At 70.9% G+C, this 15,545-nt stretch carries 14 protein-coding genes and 1 riboswitch; of the genes, 6 read left to right on the top strand and 8 right to left on the bottom strand.

The genetic code is table 11. From position 1 onward, the window contains the following. Positions 1-46 precede the first annotated feature (46 nt). Positions 47-727 (top strand): Uma2 family endonuclease, encoded by a 681-nt coding sequence (locus ACZ7P3_RS24270; protein WP_472084964.1) that lies wholly within the window; start codon positions 47-49, stop codon positions 725-727. Positions 728-812: 85 nt separating this feature from the next. Here ACZ7P3_RS24270 and groL read toward each other — a convergent pair whose 3' ends face one another. The 4 genes from groL to thrC form a co-directional block, all read right to left on the bottom strand. Next, complete coding sequence (gene groL, locus ACZ7P3_RS24275) at positions 813-2,435, bottom strand: chaperonin GroEL (protein WP_472084966.1); 1,623 nt, start codon at positions 2,433-2,435, stop codon at positions 813-815. 449 nt (positions 2,436-2,884) lie between these two features. After that, positions 2,885-3,088, bottom strand: coding sequence for a cold-shock protein (locus ACZ7P3_RS24280; RefSeq protein ID WP_004929928.1), 204 nt, complete (start codon positions 3,086-3,088; stop codon positions 2,885-2,887). A gap of 444 nt (positions 3,089-3,532) precedes the next feature. Beyond that, positions 3,533-3,808: a MoaD/ThiS family protein gene (locus tag ACZ7P3_RS24285; RefSeq protein ID WP_472084968.1), complete on the bottom strand. Its 276-nt coding sequence runs from the start codon at positions 3,806-3,808 to the stop codon at positions 3,533-3,535. Next, a complete protein-coding gene (thrC, locus tag ACZ7P3_RS24290; RefSeq protein WP_472084970.1) occupies positions 3,805-5,088 on the bottom strand; it encodes a threonine synthase in 1,284 nt (427 codons plus the stop codon). The genes ACZ7P3_RS24285 and thrC overlap by 4 nt, the downstream gene beginning before the upstream one ends. Before the next feature lie 17 nt (positions 5,089-5,105). Beyond that, positions 5,106-5,249: riboswitch (SAM riboswitch) on the bottom strand. A 129-nt stretch (positions 5,250-5,378) separates the two neighbouring features. Between thrC and ACZ7P3_RS24295 the strand changes: the two genes are divergently transcribed. Together ACZ7P3_RS24295 and ACZ7P3_RS24300 are read left to right on the top strand one after the other, a co-directional pair. After that, on the top strand, positions 5,379-6,323 hold the full coding sequence (locus ACZ7P3_RS24295; RefSeq protein ID WP_472084972.1) for a glucosyl-3-phosphoglycerate synthase: 945 nt from the start codon (positions 5,379-5,381) through the stop codon (positions 6,321-6,323). A gap of 87 nt (positions 6,324-6,410) precedes the next feature. Then, complete coding sequence (locus ACZ7P3_RS24300) at positions 6,411-7,829, top strand: alpha,alpha-trehalose-phosphate synthase (UDP-forming) (RefSeq protein ID WP_472084974.1); 1,419 nt, start codon at positions 6,411-6,413, stop codon at positions 7,827-7,829. Between the two features lie 371 nt (positions 7,830-8,200). Here ACZ7P3_RS24300 and otsB read toward each other — a convergent pair whose 3' ends face one another. The 3 genes from otsB to ACZ7P3_RS24315 all read right to left on the bottom strand — a co-directional run bounded on the left by otsB (position 8,201) and on the right by ACZ7P3_RS24315 (position 10,980). Beyond that, positions 8,201-9,034 (bottom strand): trehalose-phosphatase, encoded by an 834-nt coding sequence (gene otsB, locus ACZ7P3_RS24305; RefSeq protein ID WP_472084976.1) that lies wholly within the window; start codon positions 9,032-9,034, stop codon positions 8,201-8,203. Positions 9,035-9,341: 307 nt separating this feature from the next. Continuing rightward, positions 9,342-9,566 carry a DUF3263 domain-containing protein gene (locus ACZ7P3_RS24310; RefSeq protein WP_472084978.1) on the bottom strand — a complete coding sequence of 75 codons (225 nt, stop codon included), beginning with the start codon at positions 9,564-9,566 and terminating at the stop codon, positions 9,342-9,344. A 133-nt stretch (positions 9,567-9,699) separates the two neighbouring features. After that, the gene (locus ACZ7P3_RS24315; RefSeq protein ID WP_472085237.1) at positions 9,700-10,980 is read right to left on the bottom strand and encodes an extracellular solute-binding protein; all 1,281 of its coding nucleotides are present in this window, start codon (positions 10,978-10,980) and stop codon (positions 9,700-9,702) included. Positions 10,981-11,089: 109 nt separating this feature from the next. Between ACZ7P3_RS24315 and ACZ7P3_RS24320 the strand changes: the two genes are divergently transcribed. The 3 genes from ACZ7P3_RS24320 (at position 11,090) to ACZ7P3_RS24330 (ending at position 14,344) form a co-directional block, all read left to right on the top strand. Continuing rightward, positions 11,090-12,064 carry an ROK family protein gene (locus ACZ7P3_RS24320; RefSeq protein WP_472084980.1) on the top strand — a complete coding sequence of 325 codons (975 nt, stop codon included), beginning with the start codon at positions 11,090-11,092 and terminating at the stop codon, positions 12,062-12,064. Continuing rightward, a complete protein-coding gene (gene nagA, locus ACZ7P3_RS24325; protein WP_472084982.1) occupies positions 12,064-13,296 on the top strand; it encodes an N-acetylglucosamine-6-phosphate deacetylase in 1,233 nt (410 codons plus the stop codon). Before ACZ7P3_RS24320 ends, nagA begins: the two co-directional genes overlap by 1 nt. A 118-nt stretch (positions 13,297-13,414) precedes the next feature. Continuing rightward, entirely contained in the window at positions 13,415-14,344 is a 930-nt protein-coding gene (locus ACZ7P3_RS24330; RefSeq protein ID WP_472084984.1) for a 1-phosphofructokinase family hexose kinase, read from the top strand. 152 nt (positions 14,345-14,496) lie between these two features. On the opposite strand, the gene ACZ7P3_RS24335 is transcribed toward ACZ7P3_RS24330, so the two are convergent. Then, entirely contained in the window at positions 14,497-15,456 is a 960-nt protein-coding gene (locus ACZ7P3_RS24335; protein WP_472084986.1) for a carbohydrate-binding protein, read from the bottom strand. Between the last annotated feature and the right edge of the window lie 89 nt (positions 15,457-15,545).

Consider the following 15,545-nt stretch of genomic DNA (forward strand, 5'->3'; position numbering starts at 1 on the left):
CCGACATGACCACTCAGGGGCACGATGGAAGGGAGGAGGCAATGCCATGACCCCTGACACCGAAGAACGCCCGCAGATGTCCGTCGAGGACTTCGAAGAGCTTGTACGCAGGGCTCCCCGGGAGCTGAGGAACCGGCTGGAGTTCCTTGGCGGGCGCCTGTGCGTACGACACGGGCCGCTCGACGTCGAGGAGTTCGAGGAGCTGGCCGCGGTGGCCCCTGAAACTGTGCGGCTTGAGTACATGAACGGAAAAGTAGAGGTCAAAGCAGTGCCGGACGGCAAGCACACGTCGATCTTCATGTGGCTGCTACGTCAGTGCATGCAACAGCGCCCGGAGCTGGACCTCGCACCGGAGCGGGGAGTGAAGGCCGAGGCCTACCGCAAGGGGCGCGCCCGCACGGACGGTTTCCTGGCACCCGTGGATCACTTCGCCGAGGACGGCGAGTGGTCGATTCCCGACGGTGCCTTGATGGCCGTGGAAATCACCTCCCACGACCGCGACACCGACCAGCGCGACCGCGTCGACAAGCCCATCGGCTACGCCGAAGCCGAGATCCCCGTCTACCTCCTCATCGACCGCGACAACAACACCGTCGTCGTCTACAGCGAGCCCAAGGACGGCCGCTACCAGCAGTCCCCGTCCTACCCCTGGGGTGCCACCGTCGAACTCCCGCCCCCGGTGGCCATCACCCTCGACACCGAACCGCTCAAGCGCTACGCCGACTGAAAACGCCCAAGGGCGGCACCCCCAGCCAGAAGCATGGGAGCACCGCCCTCGGAACGGAAGGACAGGCGATCAACCGTCAGGTCGATCAGAAGTCCATGTCACCGCCCGGCATGCCGCCCGGAGCGGCCGCGGCGGCCTTCTCCGGCTTGTCGGCGATGACGGCCTCGGTGGTGAGGAACAGCGCGGCGATGGAGGCGGCGTTCTGCAGGGCAGAGCGGGTCACCTTCGCCGGGTCGATGATGCCCTCGGCGATCATGTCGACGTACTCGCCGGTGGCGGCGTTCAGACCGTGGCCGACGGCCAGGTTGCGCACCTTCTCCACGACGACGCCACCCTCGAGACCACCGTTGACGGCGATCTGCTTCAGCGGGGCCTCCAGGGCGAGCTTCACGGCGTTGGCGCCGGTCGCCTCGTCACCCTCCAGGTCCAGCTTCTCGAAGACCGAGGAAGCCTGGAGCAGGGCCACGCCACCACCGGCGACGATGCCCTCCTCGACGGCGGCCTTGGCGTTGCGGACGGCGTCCTCGATGCGGTGCTTGCGCTCCTTGAGCTCCACCTCGGTGGCGGCACCGGCCTTGATGACCGCGACACCGCCGGCGAGCTTCGCCAGGCGCTCCTGCAGCTTCTCGCGGTCGTAGTCCGAGTCGCTGTTCTCGATCTCGGCGCGGATCTGGTTGACCCGGCCGCCGACCTGGTCCGAGGAGCCGGCACCGTCGACGATGGTGGTCTCGTCCTTGGTGATGACGACCTTGCGGGCGCGGCCCAGGAGGTCCAGGGTCGCGTTCTCCAGCTTGAGGCCGACCTCCTCGGAGATGACCTCGCCGCCCGTGAGGATGGCGATGTCGCCGAGCATGGCCTTGCGGCGGTCACCGAAGCCCGGGGCCTTGACGGCGACGGACTTGAAGGTGCCGCGGATCTTGTTGACGACCAGGGTCGACAGGGCCTCGCCCTCGACGTCCTCGGCGATGATCAGCAGCGGCTTGCCCGACTGCATGACCTTCTCCAGGAGCGGGAGCAGGTCCTTGACCGAGGAGATCTTGGAGTTCGCGATGAGGATGTACGGGTCCTCGAGCGACGCCTCCATGCGCTCCATGTCGGTCGCGAAGTAGGCGGAGATGTAGCCCTTGTCGAAGCGCATGCCCTCGGTGAGCTCGAGCTCAAGACCGAAGGTGTTGCTCTCCTCGACGGTGATGACGCCTTCCTTGCCGACCTTGTCCATGGCCTCGGCGATCAGCTCGCCGATCTGGGTGTCGGCGGCGGAGATGGACGCGGTGGAGGCGATCTGCTCCTTGGTCTCCACGTCCTTCGCCTGCTCCAGCAGGGCGGCGGAGACGGCCTCGACGGCCTTCTCGATACCGCGCTTCAGGGCCATCGGGTTGGCACCGGCGGCGACGTTGCGCAGGCCTTCCTTGACCAGGGCCTGGGCCAGGACAGTCGCGGTCGTCGTGCCGTCACCGGCTACGTCGTCCGTCTTCTTGGCGACTTCCTTGACCAGCTCGGCGCCGATCTTCTCGTACGGGTCCTCGAGCTCGATCTCCTTGGCGATGGAGACACCATCGTTGGTGATCGTGGGGGCGCCCCACTTCTTCTCGAGGACGACGTTGCGGCCCTTGGGGCCGAGCGTCACCTTCACGGCGTCCGCGAGCTGGTTCATGCCGCGCTCGAGGCCGCGCCGCGCCTCCTCGTCGAACGCGATGATCTTGGCCATGTGAAGTGGTCCCTCCAGGACTGGGGGTGATTCCTTCGGACCGCGCCCGCGCCCGCGACGGACGGCTCGCATGCCATGTGGTTCCTTGCCCCACCCGGCCTGCGGGCCTCACCGACCCGGTCCTTCGTTGTCACTCTCACCTTCAGAGTGCTAACGCAATGATTAGCACTCGGCATGGTCGAGTGCAAGCGCCTCACGGGGTACAGCGGGGGTACTCAGCCCCCGGCGAACACGGGCGAACACCGGGTGCACACCGGTCGGACGCCGGACGGACGCCCGTCGGACGCAGGACAGACGCCGGTCGGACGCCGGACGGACGCCCGTCGGACGCAGGACGGACGCCGGGCGGACGCAGGACAGACGCCGTGCAGGCACCGCAGGGACACCGGGCGGGCACGACGAAGGGCCCGCACCCTGTGCCGGTGCGGGCCCTTCGTCACAAGAAACGTTCAGGCGCTGAGGCGAACCATGTCGGCCTGCGGGCCCTTCTGGCCCTGCGAGATCTCGAACTCCACCCGCTGGCCCTCTTCCAGGGTGCGGTAGCCGTCCATCTGAATGGCGCTGTAATGGACGAAGACGTCCGCACCACCGTCGACCGCGATGAAGCCGTACCCCTTCTCCGCGTTGAACCACTTGACGGTGCCCTGAGCCATGCCTAACTCCCCTATTACTGGCCCTTGCACAGATCCACACTTCGCGGACCCGGGTCAGACCTCACCCCCCATTGGTCGGGGGCGTGCGCCGGAACGCGTCGACCGCGGCTGAATGTATCTGTCCAACTGCCGTCTGCAACAGGTCAATCGGACGAGAATTCTGGACGAGCCCGGTCCGGAATCTGCCTAAAATTCGGCTGAATTCAGGGCAAGTCGGGCTACGCAAAGGGGAGCAAAAGCCGCATACAGCCCGCCTACTTTGGCTACTTCTTGTCGGGCGCGCGGCGTGAAATCCGGGGCCTGCGACCCGCAGGTCCGGAACGCGTTCCCCAACTGTACCGCGCTCAATCACACTGAATGGCCCCCTCCGTTTCTCTCACGGAGGGGGCCATTCAGTGAACAATCGGTAGCCGAGGTTACCGAAGGTAATGATCGGTCATTCGGTCATCCGCCGGCAACGGCCGGAATGATGGAGACGCCGGCCCCGTCGGGGGTCACCGTCTCCAGGCCCTGCTCAAAGCGCACGTCGTCGTCATTGACATACACATTGACGAAACGACGCAGCTTGCCCTGGTCGTCCAGGACCCGGGCGGCGATCCCCGTGTGGTTCTTCTCCAGGTCCGAGATGACCTCGGCGAGGGTCGCCCCGTCGGCTGCGACCTCGGCCCGGCCGCCGGTGTAGGTGCGCAGGATGGTGGGGATGCGAACGGTCACGCTCATGCGAGGCCAGCCTCTCGGAAGGAGTCCAGGGTCGGGCGGATGGTGGCGGTGAGACCCGTGCCGGCCACCGCGTCGAGGGTCTTGAGGCCGTCGCCGGTGTTGAGGACGACCGTGGTGAGCGACGGGTCCAGCACGCCGTCCTCGATCAGCTTCTTCGTCACGCCGACCGTCACACCGCCCGCCGTCTCGGCGAAGATGCCCTCGGTACGGGCCAGCAGCTTGATCGCGTCGACGACCTGCGCGTCGGTCACGTCCTCCACCGCACCGCCCGTGCGGCGGGCGATGTCCAGCACGTACGGCCCGTCGGCCGGGTTGCCGATGGCGAGGGACTTGGCGATGGTGTTCGGCTTCTGCGGCCGGACCACGTCGTGGCCCGCCTTGAACGCGGTCGACACCGGCGAGCAGCCCTCGGCCTGCGCACCGAAGATCTTGTACGGCCGGTCCTCGACCAGCCCGAGCTTGATCAGCTCCTGCAGGCCCTTGTCGATCTTCGTGAGCTGGGAGCCGGAGGCGATCGGGACCACGATCTGGTCCGGGAGCCGCCAGCCGAGCTGCTCGCAGATCTCGTACGCCAGGGTCTTCGAGCCCTCCGCGTAGTACGGCCGCAGGTTGACGTTGACGAAGCCCCAGCCCTCGCCGGCCGGGTCGCCGATCAGCTCGGAGCAGAAACGGTTCACGTCGTCGTAGTTGCCCTCGATGCCGACCAGCTCGCCGCCGTAGACCGCGGCCATGACGACCTTGCCCTGCTCCAGGTCGTGCGGGATGAACACGCAGGAGCGCAGGCCGGCCCGGGCGGCCGCGGCGCCGACGGCACCGGCCAGGTTGCCCGTGGAGGAGCAGGAGAGCGTCGTGAAGCCGAAGGCACGCGCGGCCTCCAGCGCCTGGGCGACCACCCGGTCCTTGAAGGAGTGCGTCGGGTTCCCGGAGTCGTCCTTCACGTACAGCCCGCCGGTGACGCCCAGCTCACGCGCGAGGTTGTCGGCCTTGACGAGCTTGGTCCAGCCCGGGTTGATGTTGGGCTTGCCGGCCACGTCGGCGGGGACGGGCAGCAGCGGCGCGTACCGCCAGATGTTCGCGGGGCCGGCTTCGATCCGCTTGCGCAGCTCTTCGGTGTCGTAGGCGGAGAAGTCGTAGGCGATCTCCAGCGGACCGAAACACTCCTCGCAGGCGAACAGGGGCCCGAGCGGTACCCGGTGACCGCACTCGCGGCAGCTCAGGGCAGCGGCCGGCCCGAGGTCTACGGTGGAAGTGCTGGTGGTGGCAACTGTCTGCACAGCCATGGAGGCGAGGCCCTTTCTCCTCATCTTCCTCACGACGCATCTCGCCGCGAGACGGATTTGGCACCTTCCCTAGCCGGGAGCCTCGCGTGGAAGACGAGAAACCGGCTGGAGGGTTGCCGGGGCTTCATCGGGCCGTATCCCTCTGCCCCTCTGGATGAGCTGTATTCGGTTGTCGGCGCCCGCGGCCCACGACATGCGATGGTCACCGGCGTTGTTCAAGACTGTAACCGAAGGCCAGGACAGTTGAGATAGTCGTCCGAACCGCGAGACAACGTGAGGAGCCGCTGACTGTGCTGGAAGAAGTCGAGCGCTGGCTGGCCACCCGCTCCTGGTCCGTGACCGATCGCCCGCTCCACAAGATCCTGGCGGCCAAGCAGCGCACGGGCCAGTCGGTCTCCGTGGTGCTGCCCGCGCTCAACGAGGAGGAGACGGTCGGCGACATCGTCGCCGTCATCCGACACGATCTCATGCAGCAGGTCCCGCTGGTCGACGAGATCGTCGTCGTCGACTCCGGGTCCACCGACCGCACCGCCGAGCTCGCCGCCGCCGCGGGCGCCCGGGTCGTCCACCGCGACGACATCCTCCCGCGCATTCCGGCCGTCCCCGGCAAGGGCGAGGTCCTGTGGCGCTCCCTGCTGGTGACCAGCGGGGACATCGTCTGCTTCATCGACGCCGACCTGAAGGAGTTCTCCTCCGACTTCGTCAGCGGGATCGCCGGCCCGCTGCTCACCGACCCGGGCGTGGACCTGGTCAAGGCCATGTACGACCGCCCGCTCGGCGCGGCGGCCGGACAGGGCGGCCGGGTGACCGAGCTGATGGCCCGCCCGCTGCTGAACATGCACTGGCCGCAGCTGGCCGGATTCGTCCAGCCGCTCGGCGGCGAGTACGCGGCCCGCCGCTCCCTGCTGGAACAGCTGCCGTTCCCGGTGGGCTACGGCGTGGAGCTGGGCATGCTCGTGGACGCGCTGCACCTGGTGGGCCTGGACGCCCTCGCCCAGGTGGACGTCGGCGTGCGCAAGCACCGCCACCAGGACGGGCAGGCCCTGGGCCGGATGGCCGCGGCGATCTACCGCACGGCCCAGCTGCGGCTGGCCCGCGGCCACCTCGTGCGGCCCGCCCTCACCCAGTTCGAACGGGGCGAGGACGGCTTTGAGCCACGCACCTATTCGGTGGACACCGAGGAGCGTCCGCCGATGGCGGAGATCGCGGAGTACACGGCCCGCCGGGTCGCCTGAAGGGGCGCACGAGATCGGCTGTATACAGCCCCCTTCTGGTACAGACCGTACGTTTGAGCGTTTCGGGGCCGGGCTAGGTTGAGGCGTATGGCTTCCACCCACGGTGCTGAGGTGCTGGTCGCGTCCAACCGCGGCCCGGTTTCGTACGAGGTCCTCGACAGCGGCTCGCTGCGCGCCAGACGCGGCGGCGGCGGGCTGGTCTCGGGTCTGTCGGCCATCGGGCCGGACGCCCGGGCGGTCTGGGTGTGCGCCGCGCTCGGCGACGGCGACCGGGAGGCGGTACGGCGCGCGGACGGCGGGCTGCTGCCGGCCGGGGACACCGGCGGACAGCGCGTGCGCATGCTCGACATCGACGCGGCGGTGTTCGCCGACGCGTACAACGGCATCGCCAACTCGGTGCTGTGGTTCGTCCACCACATGCTGTACCAGACCCCGCTGGAGCCGGTCTTCGACGCGGAGTTCCGGCGGCAGTGGGCGGCGTACGAGGCCTACAACCGGGCCTTCGCCGAGGCGCTGGCCGAGGAGGCGGCGGACGGCGCGGCGGTGCTGATCCAGGACTACCACCTGGCGCTCGCCCCCCGGATGCTCCGCCGGCTCCGTCCCGACCTGCGCATCGGCCACTTCTCGCACACCCCGTGGGCCCCGCCGGACTACTTCCGCATGCTGCCCGACGACATCGCGGCCGAGCTGCTGACCGGCATCCTGGGCGCGGACCGGGCGGCGTTCCTGACCCAGCGGTGGGCCGACGCGTTCACCGACTGCTGTCACGCCGTGCTCGGGCCGGGCATCCCCTCCGGGACCCGGATCGGGGTGCACGGCCTCGGTGCGGACGCGGACTTCCTGCGGGAGCGGGCGCACCGGACGGACGTGACCGAACGGATGGCCGCGCTGCGGGACGAGATCGGCGAGGGGCGCCGGACCGTCGTCCGGGTGGACCGCACCGAACTGTCCAAGAACATCGTGCGGGGCCTGCTGGCCTACCGGCAGCTGCTGGAGGACCACCCCGAGTGGCGCGAACAGGTGGTCCACCTCGCCTTCGCCTACCCCTCCCGGCAGGACCTCGCCGTCTACCGCGACTACACGGCCGAGGTGCAGCGGGTGGCCGAGGAGATCAACGCGCACTTCGGCACGCCGGGCTGGACACCGGTCGTGCTGCACGTCAAGGACGACTTCGCGCGGTCCCTGGCCGCGTACCGGCTCGCGGACGTGGCGCTGGTCAACCCGATCCGGGACGGCATGAACCTGGTCGCCAAGGAGGTGCCGGTCGTCTCGGACGAGGGCTGCGCGCTGGTGCTGTCGCGGGAGGCCGGGGCGTACGAGGAGCTGGGCGAGGACGCGATCGTGGTGAATCCGTACGACATCGCGGGGACGGCGGATGCGCTGCACGCTGCGCTGAGCATGGCGGGGGGCGAGCGGGCGGAGCGCTCGAAGAGGCTGGCGGCTGCCGCTACCGCGTTGCCGCCCACGCAGTGGTTCCTGGATCAGCTGGGGGCGCTTGACGGGTGATCGCCGGGGGGGTGGTGGCGTGGGCCGGGGGCCGGGCGCGGGCACGGCGCCGGGCGACCGGTCGCGGTCGCCGGGGAACCGGTGCGTGGACCCGGGGGCCGGGCGCGGGCACGGCGCCGAGTGACCGGTCGCGGTCGCCGGGGAACCGGTGCGTGGACCCGGGGGCGGGCGCGGGCACGGCGCCGGGCGACCGGTCGCGGTCGCCGGGGAACCGGTGCGTGGACCCGGGGGCGGGCGCGGGCACGGCGCCGGGCGACCGGTCGCGGTCGCCGGGGAACCGGTGCGTGGACCCGGGGGCCGGGCGCGGGCACGGCGCCGGGTGACCGGTCGCGGTCGCCGGGGAGCCGGTGATGTGAGCCGGGGCGGGTGCCTCAGGGCATGTGTGCTGCCAGGGTCCGGAGCAGGGCCACGACTCCCTGTGGGCCCTCCGTCACCACGTCCGCCCGCTCCGCCAGTTCCGTGACCTCCGAGCTGCCGCTGCAGACCAGGAGGCCGGGGGTGCCGTCGGAGCGGAGTTCGCCGACGGCCGCGTAGGCGGGGAGGTCGCCGAGGTCGTCGCCGGCGTAGAGGACGGACTCGGCGCCGGTGGCGCGGACGTGGTCGAGGAAGGCGACGCCCTTGTCCATGCCGGGCGGGCGCAGTTCGAGGACCAGCCGGCCGGGCTCGACGATCAGACCGTGCCGGGTGGCCAGGTCGGCCAGGGGTTCGCGCAGGGCCTCGAAGGCGGCCTGCGGATCGTCCGCGCGGCGGGTGTGGACGGCGATGGCCCGGCCCTTCTCCTCGATCCACGCGCCGTGCCGGGCGCCCATGCGGTCCAGGAGTCCCGGCAGCTCGGCGCGTACCGCGGCCACGCCGGGGTGGGGCGGGGGTGCGGTGACGGTGCCGGTGGCCGCGTCCCAGCGCTCGGCGCCGTAGTGGCCGAGGACGACGAGGTGTTCCAGGCCCGGTACGCCCGCGAAGCCGCCGTGCCCGACCGCGACCGCGGCGGGTCTGCCGGTGATCACGGCGACGGAGGCCACCTTGGGGGCGAGGGCGGCGAGGGCGGGGACGGCGTCGGGGTGGGCGCGGGCCTGCTCGGGGTCGGCGACGATCGGGGCCAGCGTGCCGTCGAAATCGAGGCCGATCACTGCGGTGCGGGGGTTGGCGAGCAGGGCTTGCAGTCCGTCCCGCCCGGGCTGGGTCACCGGGGTCGGCAGAAGGTCCATACACCGACAGTATCCAGCGGGGCGCCCAGCCACTCCCGGATCTACGGCCCCGCCAAGGGCTCCGCCCCAGACCCCGCCAAGAGCTGCGCCCCAAACCTTGCCAGTGGCTCGGCGCCGCAGTGGCCGCCAGGGGCTCCGCCCCAGACCCCGCCAGGGGCTCCGCCCCTGGACCCCGCCTCGCCCACCCACCACCCGACTCGGTGGGCTCCCATGAACCGAAAACCGACTCGGTGGGCTCCACGGCAACCGCCCGGTCGATCTCGCGCCATGTCTCTCGGGCGGGCCCGGCCGGCTCGGGCAGGGGGCCTCAGCGCTCGGAGCGGCGTGTTTCCCGTACTCGGCGGAGGCGGTTCACCGTCACCGGGTCCAGGGCCAGTGCCCGCTCGTCGTCCAGCAGGGCGTTGAGGAGCTGGTAGTAGCGCACCGGGGCCAGGCCCAGCTCCTCGCGTATCGCCCGCTCCTTCGCGCCGGGCCCGGCGAAGCCGCGGCGCTCCAGCGCGAGGATGGCCTGTTCACGGCTGCCCAGTTCCATGTGCGCAACCGTAGCGCCGGGCACCGACAACCCGCTGTCCCGGTCCGGGCCGGGCCGGATCAGCCCGGTTCAGCCCGGCCCGGATCAGCCCAGCCCGGTCCGGCGCCGGTCAGCCGGTCAGCCGGTCAGCCGGTCAGCCGGTGGAGGACGCGCCGCTGTCGGCCGTCGTGGCCGCCGCCTGCAGGCGGGTCAGGACGCCGGAGGGGTTGCCGTCGGGGGCGACCGCCTCGCCGATGTCCTTCTTCACGGCCGCGCTGACCGCCGCCCAGGAGGTCTTGCCGACCGGGTACAGCTCGGAGGTCGGCAGCTGGTCCAGGAAGGGGTGCAGATCCTTGTCCGGGGCCGAGTCCGAGTCGATCATGACGTTGGACGCGGAACCGGTGACCGGCAGCAGCCCGTACTCGCGGGAGAAGGCCAGCACGTTCTTCTGCTCGTAGACGAAGTCGAGGAAGTCGCCCACCTGCTTGGCGTGCCCGTTCTGCTTGAAGCCCATCATCCAGTCGGCGACGCCCATGGAGGCCTTGGCCTTGCCGCTGCGGCCCGGCATCGGGACCGCACCGAACTTCACGCCCTTCTTCCCGGCCTGCTGGATCAGCGTGGGATGCCCGTTGAGCATGCCGACCTGACCGTCGGCGAAGGCGGCGAAGGCGGCCGCGCGGTTGAGCTTGCCGGGGGCGACGGGACCGGTCAGCCCCTTGCCGACCAGCTCGTCCTTGAGCCAGGTGAAGGTCTGGACGTTCTGCGCGGAGTCGATGGTGTAGGTGCCGATGTCGTCGGTGTAGCCGTTGCCGCCGCTCAGCAGCCACTGCATGGTCTCGGCCTGGGCCTCCTCGGGGCCGAGCGGCAGCGCGTAGGGGAACTTCACGCCCTTGTCCTTGAGCGCCTTCGCATCGGCCGCCAGCTCGCTCCAGGTGGTGGGCGGGGTGATGCCGGCCTTGGCGAACAGGGTCTTGTTGTAGAAGAGCACCCGGGTGGAGGCGGCGAACGGAATGCCGTACTGGACGTGCTTCCACTGGCCCGCGTCGGCGAGCGGGGAGAGCAGGTCGGCCTGGGTGCGGATGGAGAGCAGGTCGGAGGCCTGGTAGAGCTTGCCCGCGGCGGCGTAGTCGGCGTAGGCGCCGATCTGGGCCAGGTCGGGGGCGTGTCCGGCGTCCACCATCTCCTTGACCTTGCGGTCGACGTCGTTCCAGGAGTAGACGCTGACCTCGACCTTCACCCCGGAGTGCTTGGCCTCGTACGCCTTGGCCAGCTTGTCCCAGTACTTCTGCGAGCTGTTGGCGGCGGAGTCGCCGTAGTCGGCGGCGACCAGCTTCAGGGTCACATCGGAGGACCCCGTGCTCCCGCAGCCGCTGAGGACCGCCGTCAAGCCCAGTGCGGACACCACCGCGATCGTTCCTGCCGTACGCCGACGCACCGTCAAAGCCCCAACCCTGCTGTCTGACCGTTCAATATATGGACAGATAAGGTCTACACCACGTGAGTGGACTAGACCTCTTGCGGGTCCGCGGGCCACACTGTCCCCCGTGAGACATGTCATCGCCCTGGACGTGGGCGGTACCGGGATGAAGGCGGCCCTCGTCGGCGCCGACACCGTGCCTTCCGGGGGAACGCCCCCGGCACCCCCCGTACTGCTGCACCGCGCCCGCCGCGCGACCGGCCGCGAGCGCGGGCCCGACGCGGTCGTCGAGAGCATCCTCGGCTTCGCGGCCGAGCTGCGCGCGTACGGCCTGGAGCGCTACGGCGAGCCGGCCGCCGCGGCAGGTCTCGCGGTCCCCGGCATCGTCGACGAGGAGCACGGCATCGCCGTCTACGCGGCCAACCTCGGCTGGCGGGACGTACCCCTGCGCGCCCTGCTCGCCGAGCGGCTCGGCATGCCCGTGGCGCTCGGCCACGACGTGCGCACCGGCGGGCTCGCCGAGGGGCGGATCGGCGCGGGCAAGGGCGCCGACCGGTTCCTGTTCGTGCCGCTGGGCACCGGGATCGCCGGCGCCATCGGCCTGGACGGGCGGGTGGAGGCGGGCGCACACGGGTTCGCGGGCGAGATCGGCCATGTCGTCGTACGCCCCGGAGGCACCCCCTGCCCCTGCGGACAGCACGGCTGTCTGGAGCGGTACGCCTCCGCGTCCGCGGTCAGCGAGGCCTGGGCCGAGGCCTGCGGGGACCCCTCGGCGGACGCCGCCGACTGCGCGAAGGCCGTCGCGTCCGGTGACCCGAACGCCGTCCGGGTCTGGCAGGAGGCGGTGGACGCGCTCGCCGACGGGCTGGTCACCGCGCTCACCCTGCTGGACCCGCGCACCCTGATCATCGGTGGCGGCCTGGCCGAGGCGGGGGAAGTGTTGTTCCAACCGCTGCGGGACGCCGTCCGGCAGCGGGTCACCTTCCAGAAACTGCCGTCCATCGTCCCCGCCGCCCTCGGCGACACCGCCGGCTGCCTGGGCGCGGGGCTCCTCGCCCGGGATCTCCTCAACCACACCGACCGTACGGAGGTAACCCCCTGATGGCAGCCGACCCAGGGGCGCGGGGCGCCTCGACATGCGGCTCCGCCGCGTGGGCGCGACCAGCCACGACGCACCCGCAGCCCGCGACGGCCGCAACCCCCCTCGTGCTGTCCGGCGCCTGCGTGGTCCTCCCCACCGGAACGGTCGAAGAGGGCCAGGTGATCGTCGACGGCACCCGCATCACCGGCACAGCCCCGGCAAACGCCCAGGTCATCGACGTACGAAACCACTGGCTTGTCCCCGGCTTCGTCGACATCCACAACCACGGCGGCGGCGGAGCCTCCTTCTCCGGCACGGCGGACGACGTGCTGAAGGCCGTCCGGACCCACCGCCTGCACGGCACCACCACGCTCGTCGCCTCCACCGTCACCGACGAGATGGACCTGCTGGTGCGGCAGGCGGGGCTGCTGAGCGAGCTGGCCGAGCAGGGCGACATCGCCGGGATCCACTTCGAGGGGCCGTTCATCTCCCCGTGCCGCAAGGGCGCGCACTCCGAGGGGCTGCTGCGCGACCCGGAGCCGGCCGAGGTGCGCAAGCTGATCGACGCGGCCCGCGGCAAGGCGAAGATGGTCACCCTCGCCACCGAGCTGCCCGGCGGCATCGACTCCGTACGACTGCTCGCCGAGCACGGCGTGATCGCCGCCATCGGCCACACGGACGCCACCTACGAGCAGACGGTCGAGGCCATCGACGCGGGCGCCACGGTCGCCACCCACCTCTTCAACGCGATGCCCACCCTCGGCCACCGCTCCCCCGGCCCGATCGCCGCCCTCCTGGAGGACGAGCGGGTGACGGTGGAGCTGATCAACGACGGCACCCATCTCCACCCCGCCGCCCTGCAACTGGCCTTCCACCACGCGGGCGCCTCCCGGGTCGCCTTCATCACCGACGCGATGGACGCGGCCGGCATCGGCGACGGCCGCTACATGCTCGGCCCGCTGGAGGTCGAGGTCAGCGAGGGCGTGGCCCGGCTGGTGGAGGGCGGCTCGATCGCGGGCTCCACGCTCACCCTGGACCGCGCGTTCAAGCGGGCGGTGACCGTGGACGGGCTGCCGGTGGAGGACGCCGTGAGGGCGTTGTCGGCCAACCCGGCCCGGCTGCTCGGCCTCTCGGACCACATCGGCTCCCTGGAGCCCGGCAAGGACGCCGACCTGGTCCTGCTGGACGCGAACTTCGACCTCAAGGGCGTGATGCGCCGGGGTGAATGGGTGGTCGTGCCCCAACTGCCCTGATCCGTACCCCCCTTCGCCGGACGGCGGCCGATCCTCGCACTGGGCCGGCCGCCGTCTGTTTGGCATGATCGGGGCCCCGGAACCGATGGCACACCAACTTCGAGGGAGGTCGGCCCGGGTGATCCTCACGGTCACACTGAACACCGCTCTCGACATCACCTATCGCGTACGGTCCCTGCGGCCGCACACCTCGCACCGCGTCACGGACGTCATCGAGCGTCCGGGCGGCAAGGGCGTGAACGTGGCCCGCGTGCTGGCCGCCCTCGGCCACGAGGTGACGGCCACCGGGTTCGCGGGCGGCGCGACCGGCCGCGCGATACGGGACCGGCTCGCGGACACGCCGGGGGTGACGGACGCGCTGGTCCCGATCGCCGGGGCGACCCGCCGCACGATCGCGGTCGTCGACGAACTGGGCGGCGACACCACCCAGTTGAACGAGCCGGGCCCGCAGATCTCCCCCACCGAGTGGGGCACCTTCCTGGACCGGTACGAGGAACTGCTGCCCGCCGCCTCGGCGGTGGCCCTGTCCGGCAGCCTGCCGCCGGGCGTACCGGTCGGCGCGTACGCGGGCCTCGTCCGAGCCGCACGCACCCTCGGCGTCCCCGTCCTCCTGGACACCAGCGGGGAGCCCCTGCGCCGCGGTGTCGCCGCCCGCCCCGACATCATCAAGCCCAACGCCGACGAACTGGCCGAACTCACCGGCTCCCACGAGCCGCTGCGCGCCACCCAGGACGCCCGCCGCCGCGGCGCCACCGCGGTGGTCGCCTCCCTCGGCCCGGAGGGCCTGCTCGCCGCCACCCCGAAGGGCCGCTGGCACGCCACCCCGCCCACCCGCGTCCGCGGCAACCCGACGGGCGCGGGCGACTCGGCGGTGGCGGGCCTGCTCTCGGGCCTGGTGGAACAACTCCCCTGGCCGGAGCGGCTGGCCCGCGCGGTGGCGTTGTCGACGGCTACGGTACGGGCGCCGGTGGCGGGGGAGTTCGATGCGGCGGTGTACGAGGAGCTGCGGGGGCGGATTTCGGTGACCGGCGGGGTCAGCGCGGCGTAACACCTCTGACGGCGGAGGCGACCAAGCGTTCGACAGGATCACCGCCGATCACGGATCCACCTGACCAGGGATCCGTTGCACGCGGGAATTTCACATGTGCGTGCTCAGGAACATGACGGTCCGCCGGTCTACCGGCGGACCGTTCCGCTGTCCTAGCCCGGCTGCACCCACAGTTGGTCGATGAGGGCGTTGCACTGGTTCCCCTGGCCACAGACGATCGCCAACGTGTTGGTGCCCTTGGTCAACGTCACTGGAGCCCAGGTGGACTGCCAGCCCTTCTCGAAGTCACCCTTCGCTTGATGGGTGAAGTTCTTCATGCCCAGCGGCTGTTGGTTGGGTTTGCCGTTGACCGTCAGCGTCGCGTTGGCGTCCACACCGGGAATGCTGTAATGCACGTACAGGCGGTACGAGCCGGCTTTCTGGACGTCATTGACAGTCCACGTGACCGAGGCGCCGACACTGTTGAACCCTGTCACATAGACCCCGCCGGCTGCTTTCGCACCCTTGACGTCCGAGGCCTTCGTCGCCCCGCCTGCCAGCTGTACGGAGCTGTCCGCGGCGTCCGTCTTCGGCAGCTCACCGCTCGCCGCCGAATTGCTGCCCGACGGGCTGGGCTCGCTGCTCTGGGACTGGGACGGCGTGCCGCCTGCCTGGTTGCCGGTCTTGTCGTCGTCCGAGCCGCCGTTCAGTACCGCGACGCCGATGCCTATGACGACCGCGGCGACCACCGCGATCGCGCCGATCAGCAGGCCCTTGGTGTTCGGGCCGCGGCGGCCGCCGGCGGGCGGCACGGGCTGGTGGCCGGCCGGGGCGCCGCCGGGGAGGGTCTCCGGGGCCTGGTAGTGGGCGTTCGCCTGGCCGTAGGCGCCCTGCTGCTGCGGGACGGTGGGCTGCGACTGGCCGTACCCGGCCTGCTGCTGGCCGTAAGGGGCCTGCTGCTGGCCGTACTGGCGCTCGCCGACCGCGCGCACCCTGCTGCTCCTGCTGACCGAGTTCGGGTAGCCGTAACCGCCGGACGGCGGCTGGGCTCCTCTGGCCTGACCGTCGGCGTACAGGTAGCCGAACGGATCGTCGTCCTCGGGCGTGCTCGCGCCGTTGTCGCCGGGCGTCATCCCTAGGTACTCCTCAACAGGTGCGGGCGGATGCGATACGGGTATGGAATGGCGAGCCTACCCGCTCTGGCTGGCCCAAACGGGTGACT

This window comes from Streptomyces sp. NPDC107581 (genome assembly GCF_055657175.1).

Excerpts from the sequence above, each read along its gene's own strand:
- otsB (WP_472084976.1), bottom strand. The coding sequence starts at position 9,034 with ATGGACCTTCTGCCGACCCCGGTGACCCAGCCCGGGCGGGACGGACTG.
- ACZ7P3_RS24285 (WP_472084968.1), bottom strand. The coding sequence starts at position 3,808 with ATGAGCGTGACCGTTCGCATCCCCACCATCCTGCGCACCTACACCGGC.
- ACZ7P3_RS24300 (WP_472084974.1), top strand. The coding sequence starts at position 6,411 with ATGGCTTCCACCCACGGTGCTGAGGTGCTGGTCGCGTCCAACCGCGGC.
- thrC (WP_472084970.1), bottom strand. The coding sequence starts at position 5,088 with ATGGCTGTGCAGACAGTTGCCACCACCAGCACTTCCACCGTAGACCTC.
- nagA (WP_472084982.1), top strand. The coding sequence starts at position 12,064 with ATGGCAGCCGACCCAGGGGCGCGGGGCGCCTCGACATGCGGCTCCGCC.
- ACZ7P3_RS24270 (WP_472084964.1), top strand. The coding sequence starts at position 47 with ATGACCCCTGACACCGAAGAACGCCCGCAGATGTCCGTCGAGGACTTC.
- ACZ7P3_RS24280 (WP_004929928.1), bottom strand. The coding sequence starts at position 3,088 with ATGGCTCAGGGCACCGTCAAGTGGTTCAACGCGGAGAAGGGGTACGGC.
- ACZ7P3_RS24310 (WP_472084978.1), bottom strand. The coding sequence starts at position 9,566 with ATGGAACTGGGCAGCCGTGAACAGGCCATCCTCGCGCTGGAGCGCCGC.
- ACZ7P3_RS24335 (WP_472084986.1), bottom strand. The coding sequence starts at position 15,456 with ATGACGCCCGGCGACAACGGCGCGAGCACGCCCGAGGACGACGATCCG.
- groL (WP_472084966.1), bottom strand. The coding sequence starts at position 2,435 with ATGGCCAAGATCATCGCGTTCGACGAGGAGGCGCGGCGCGGCCTCGAG.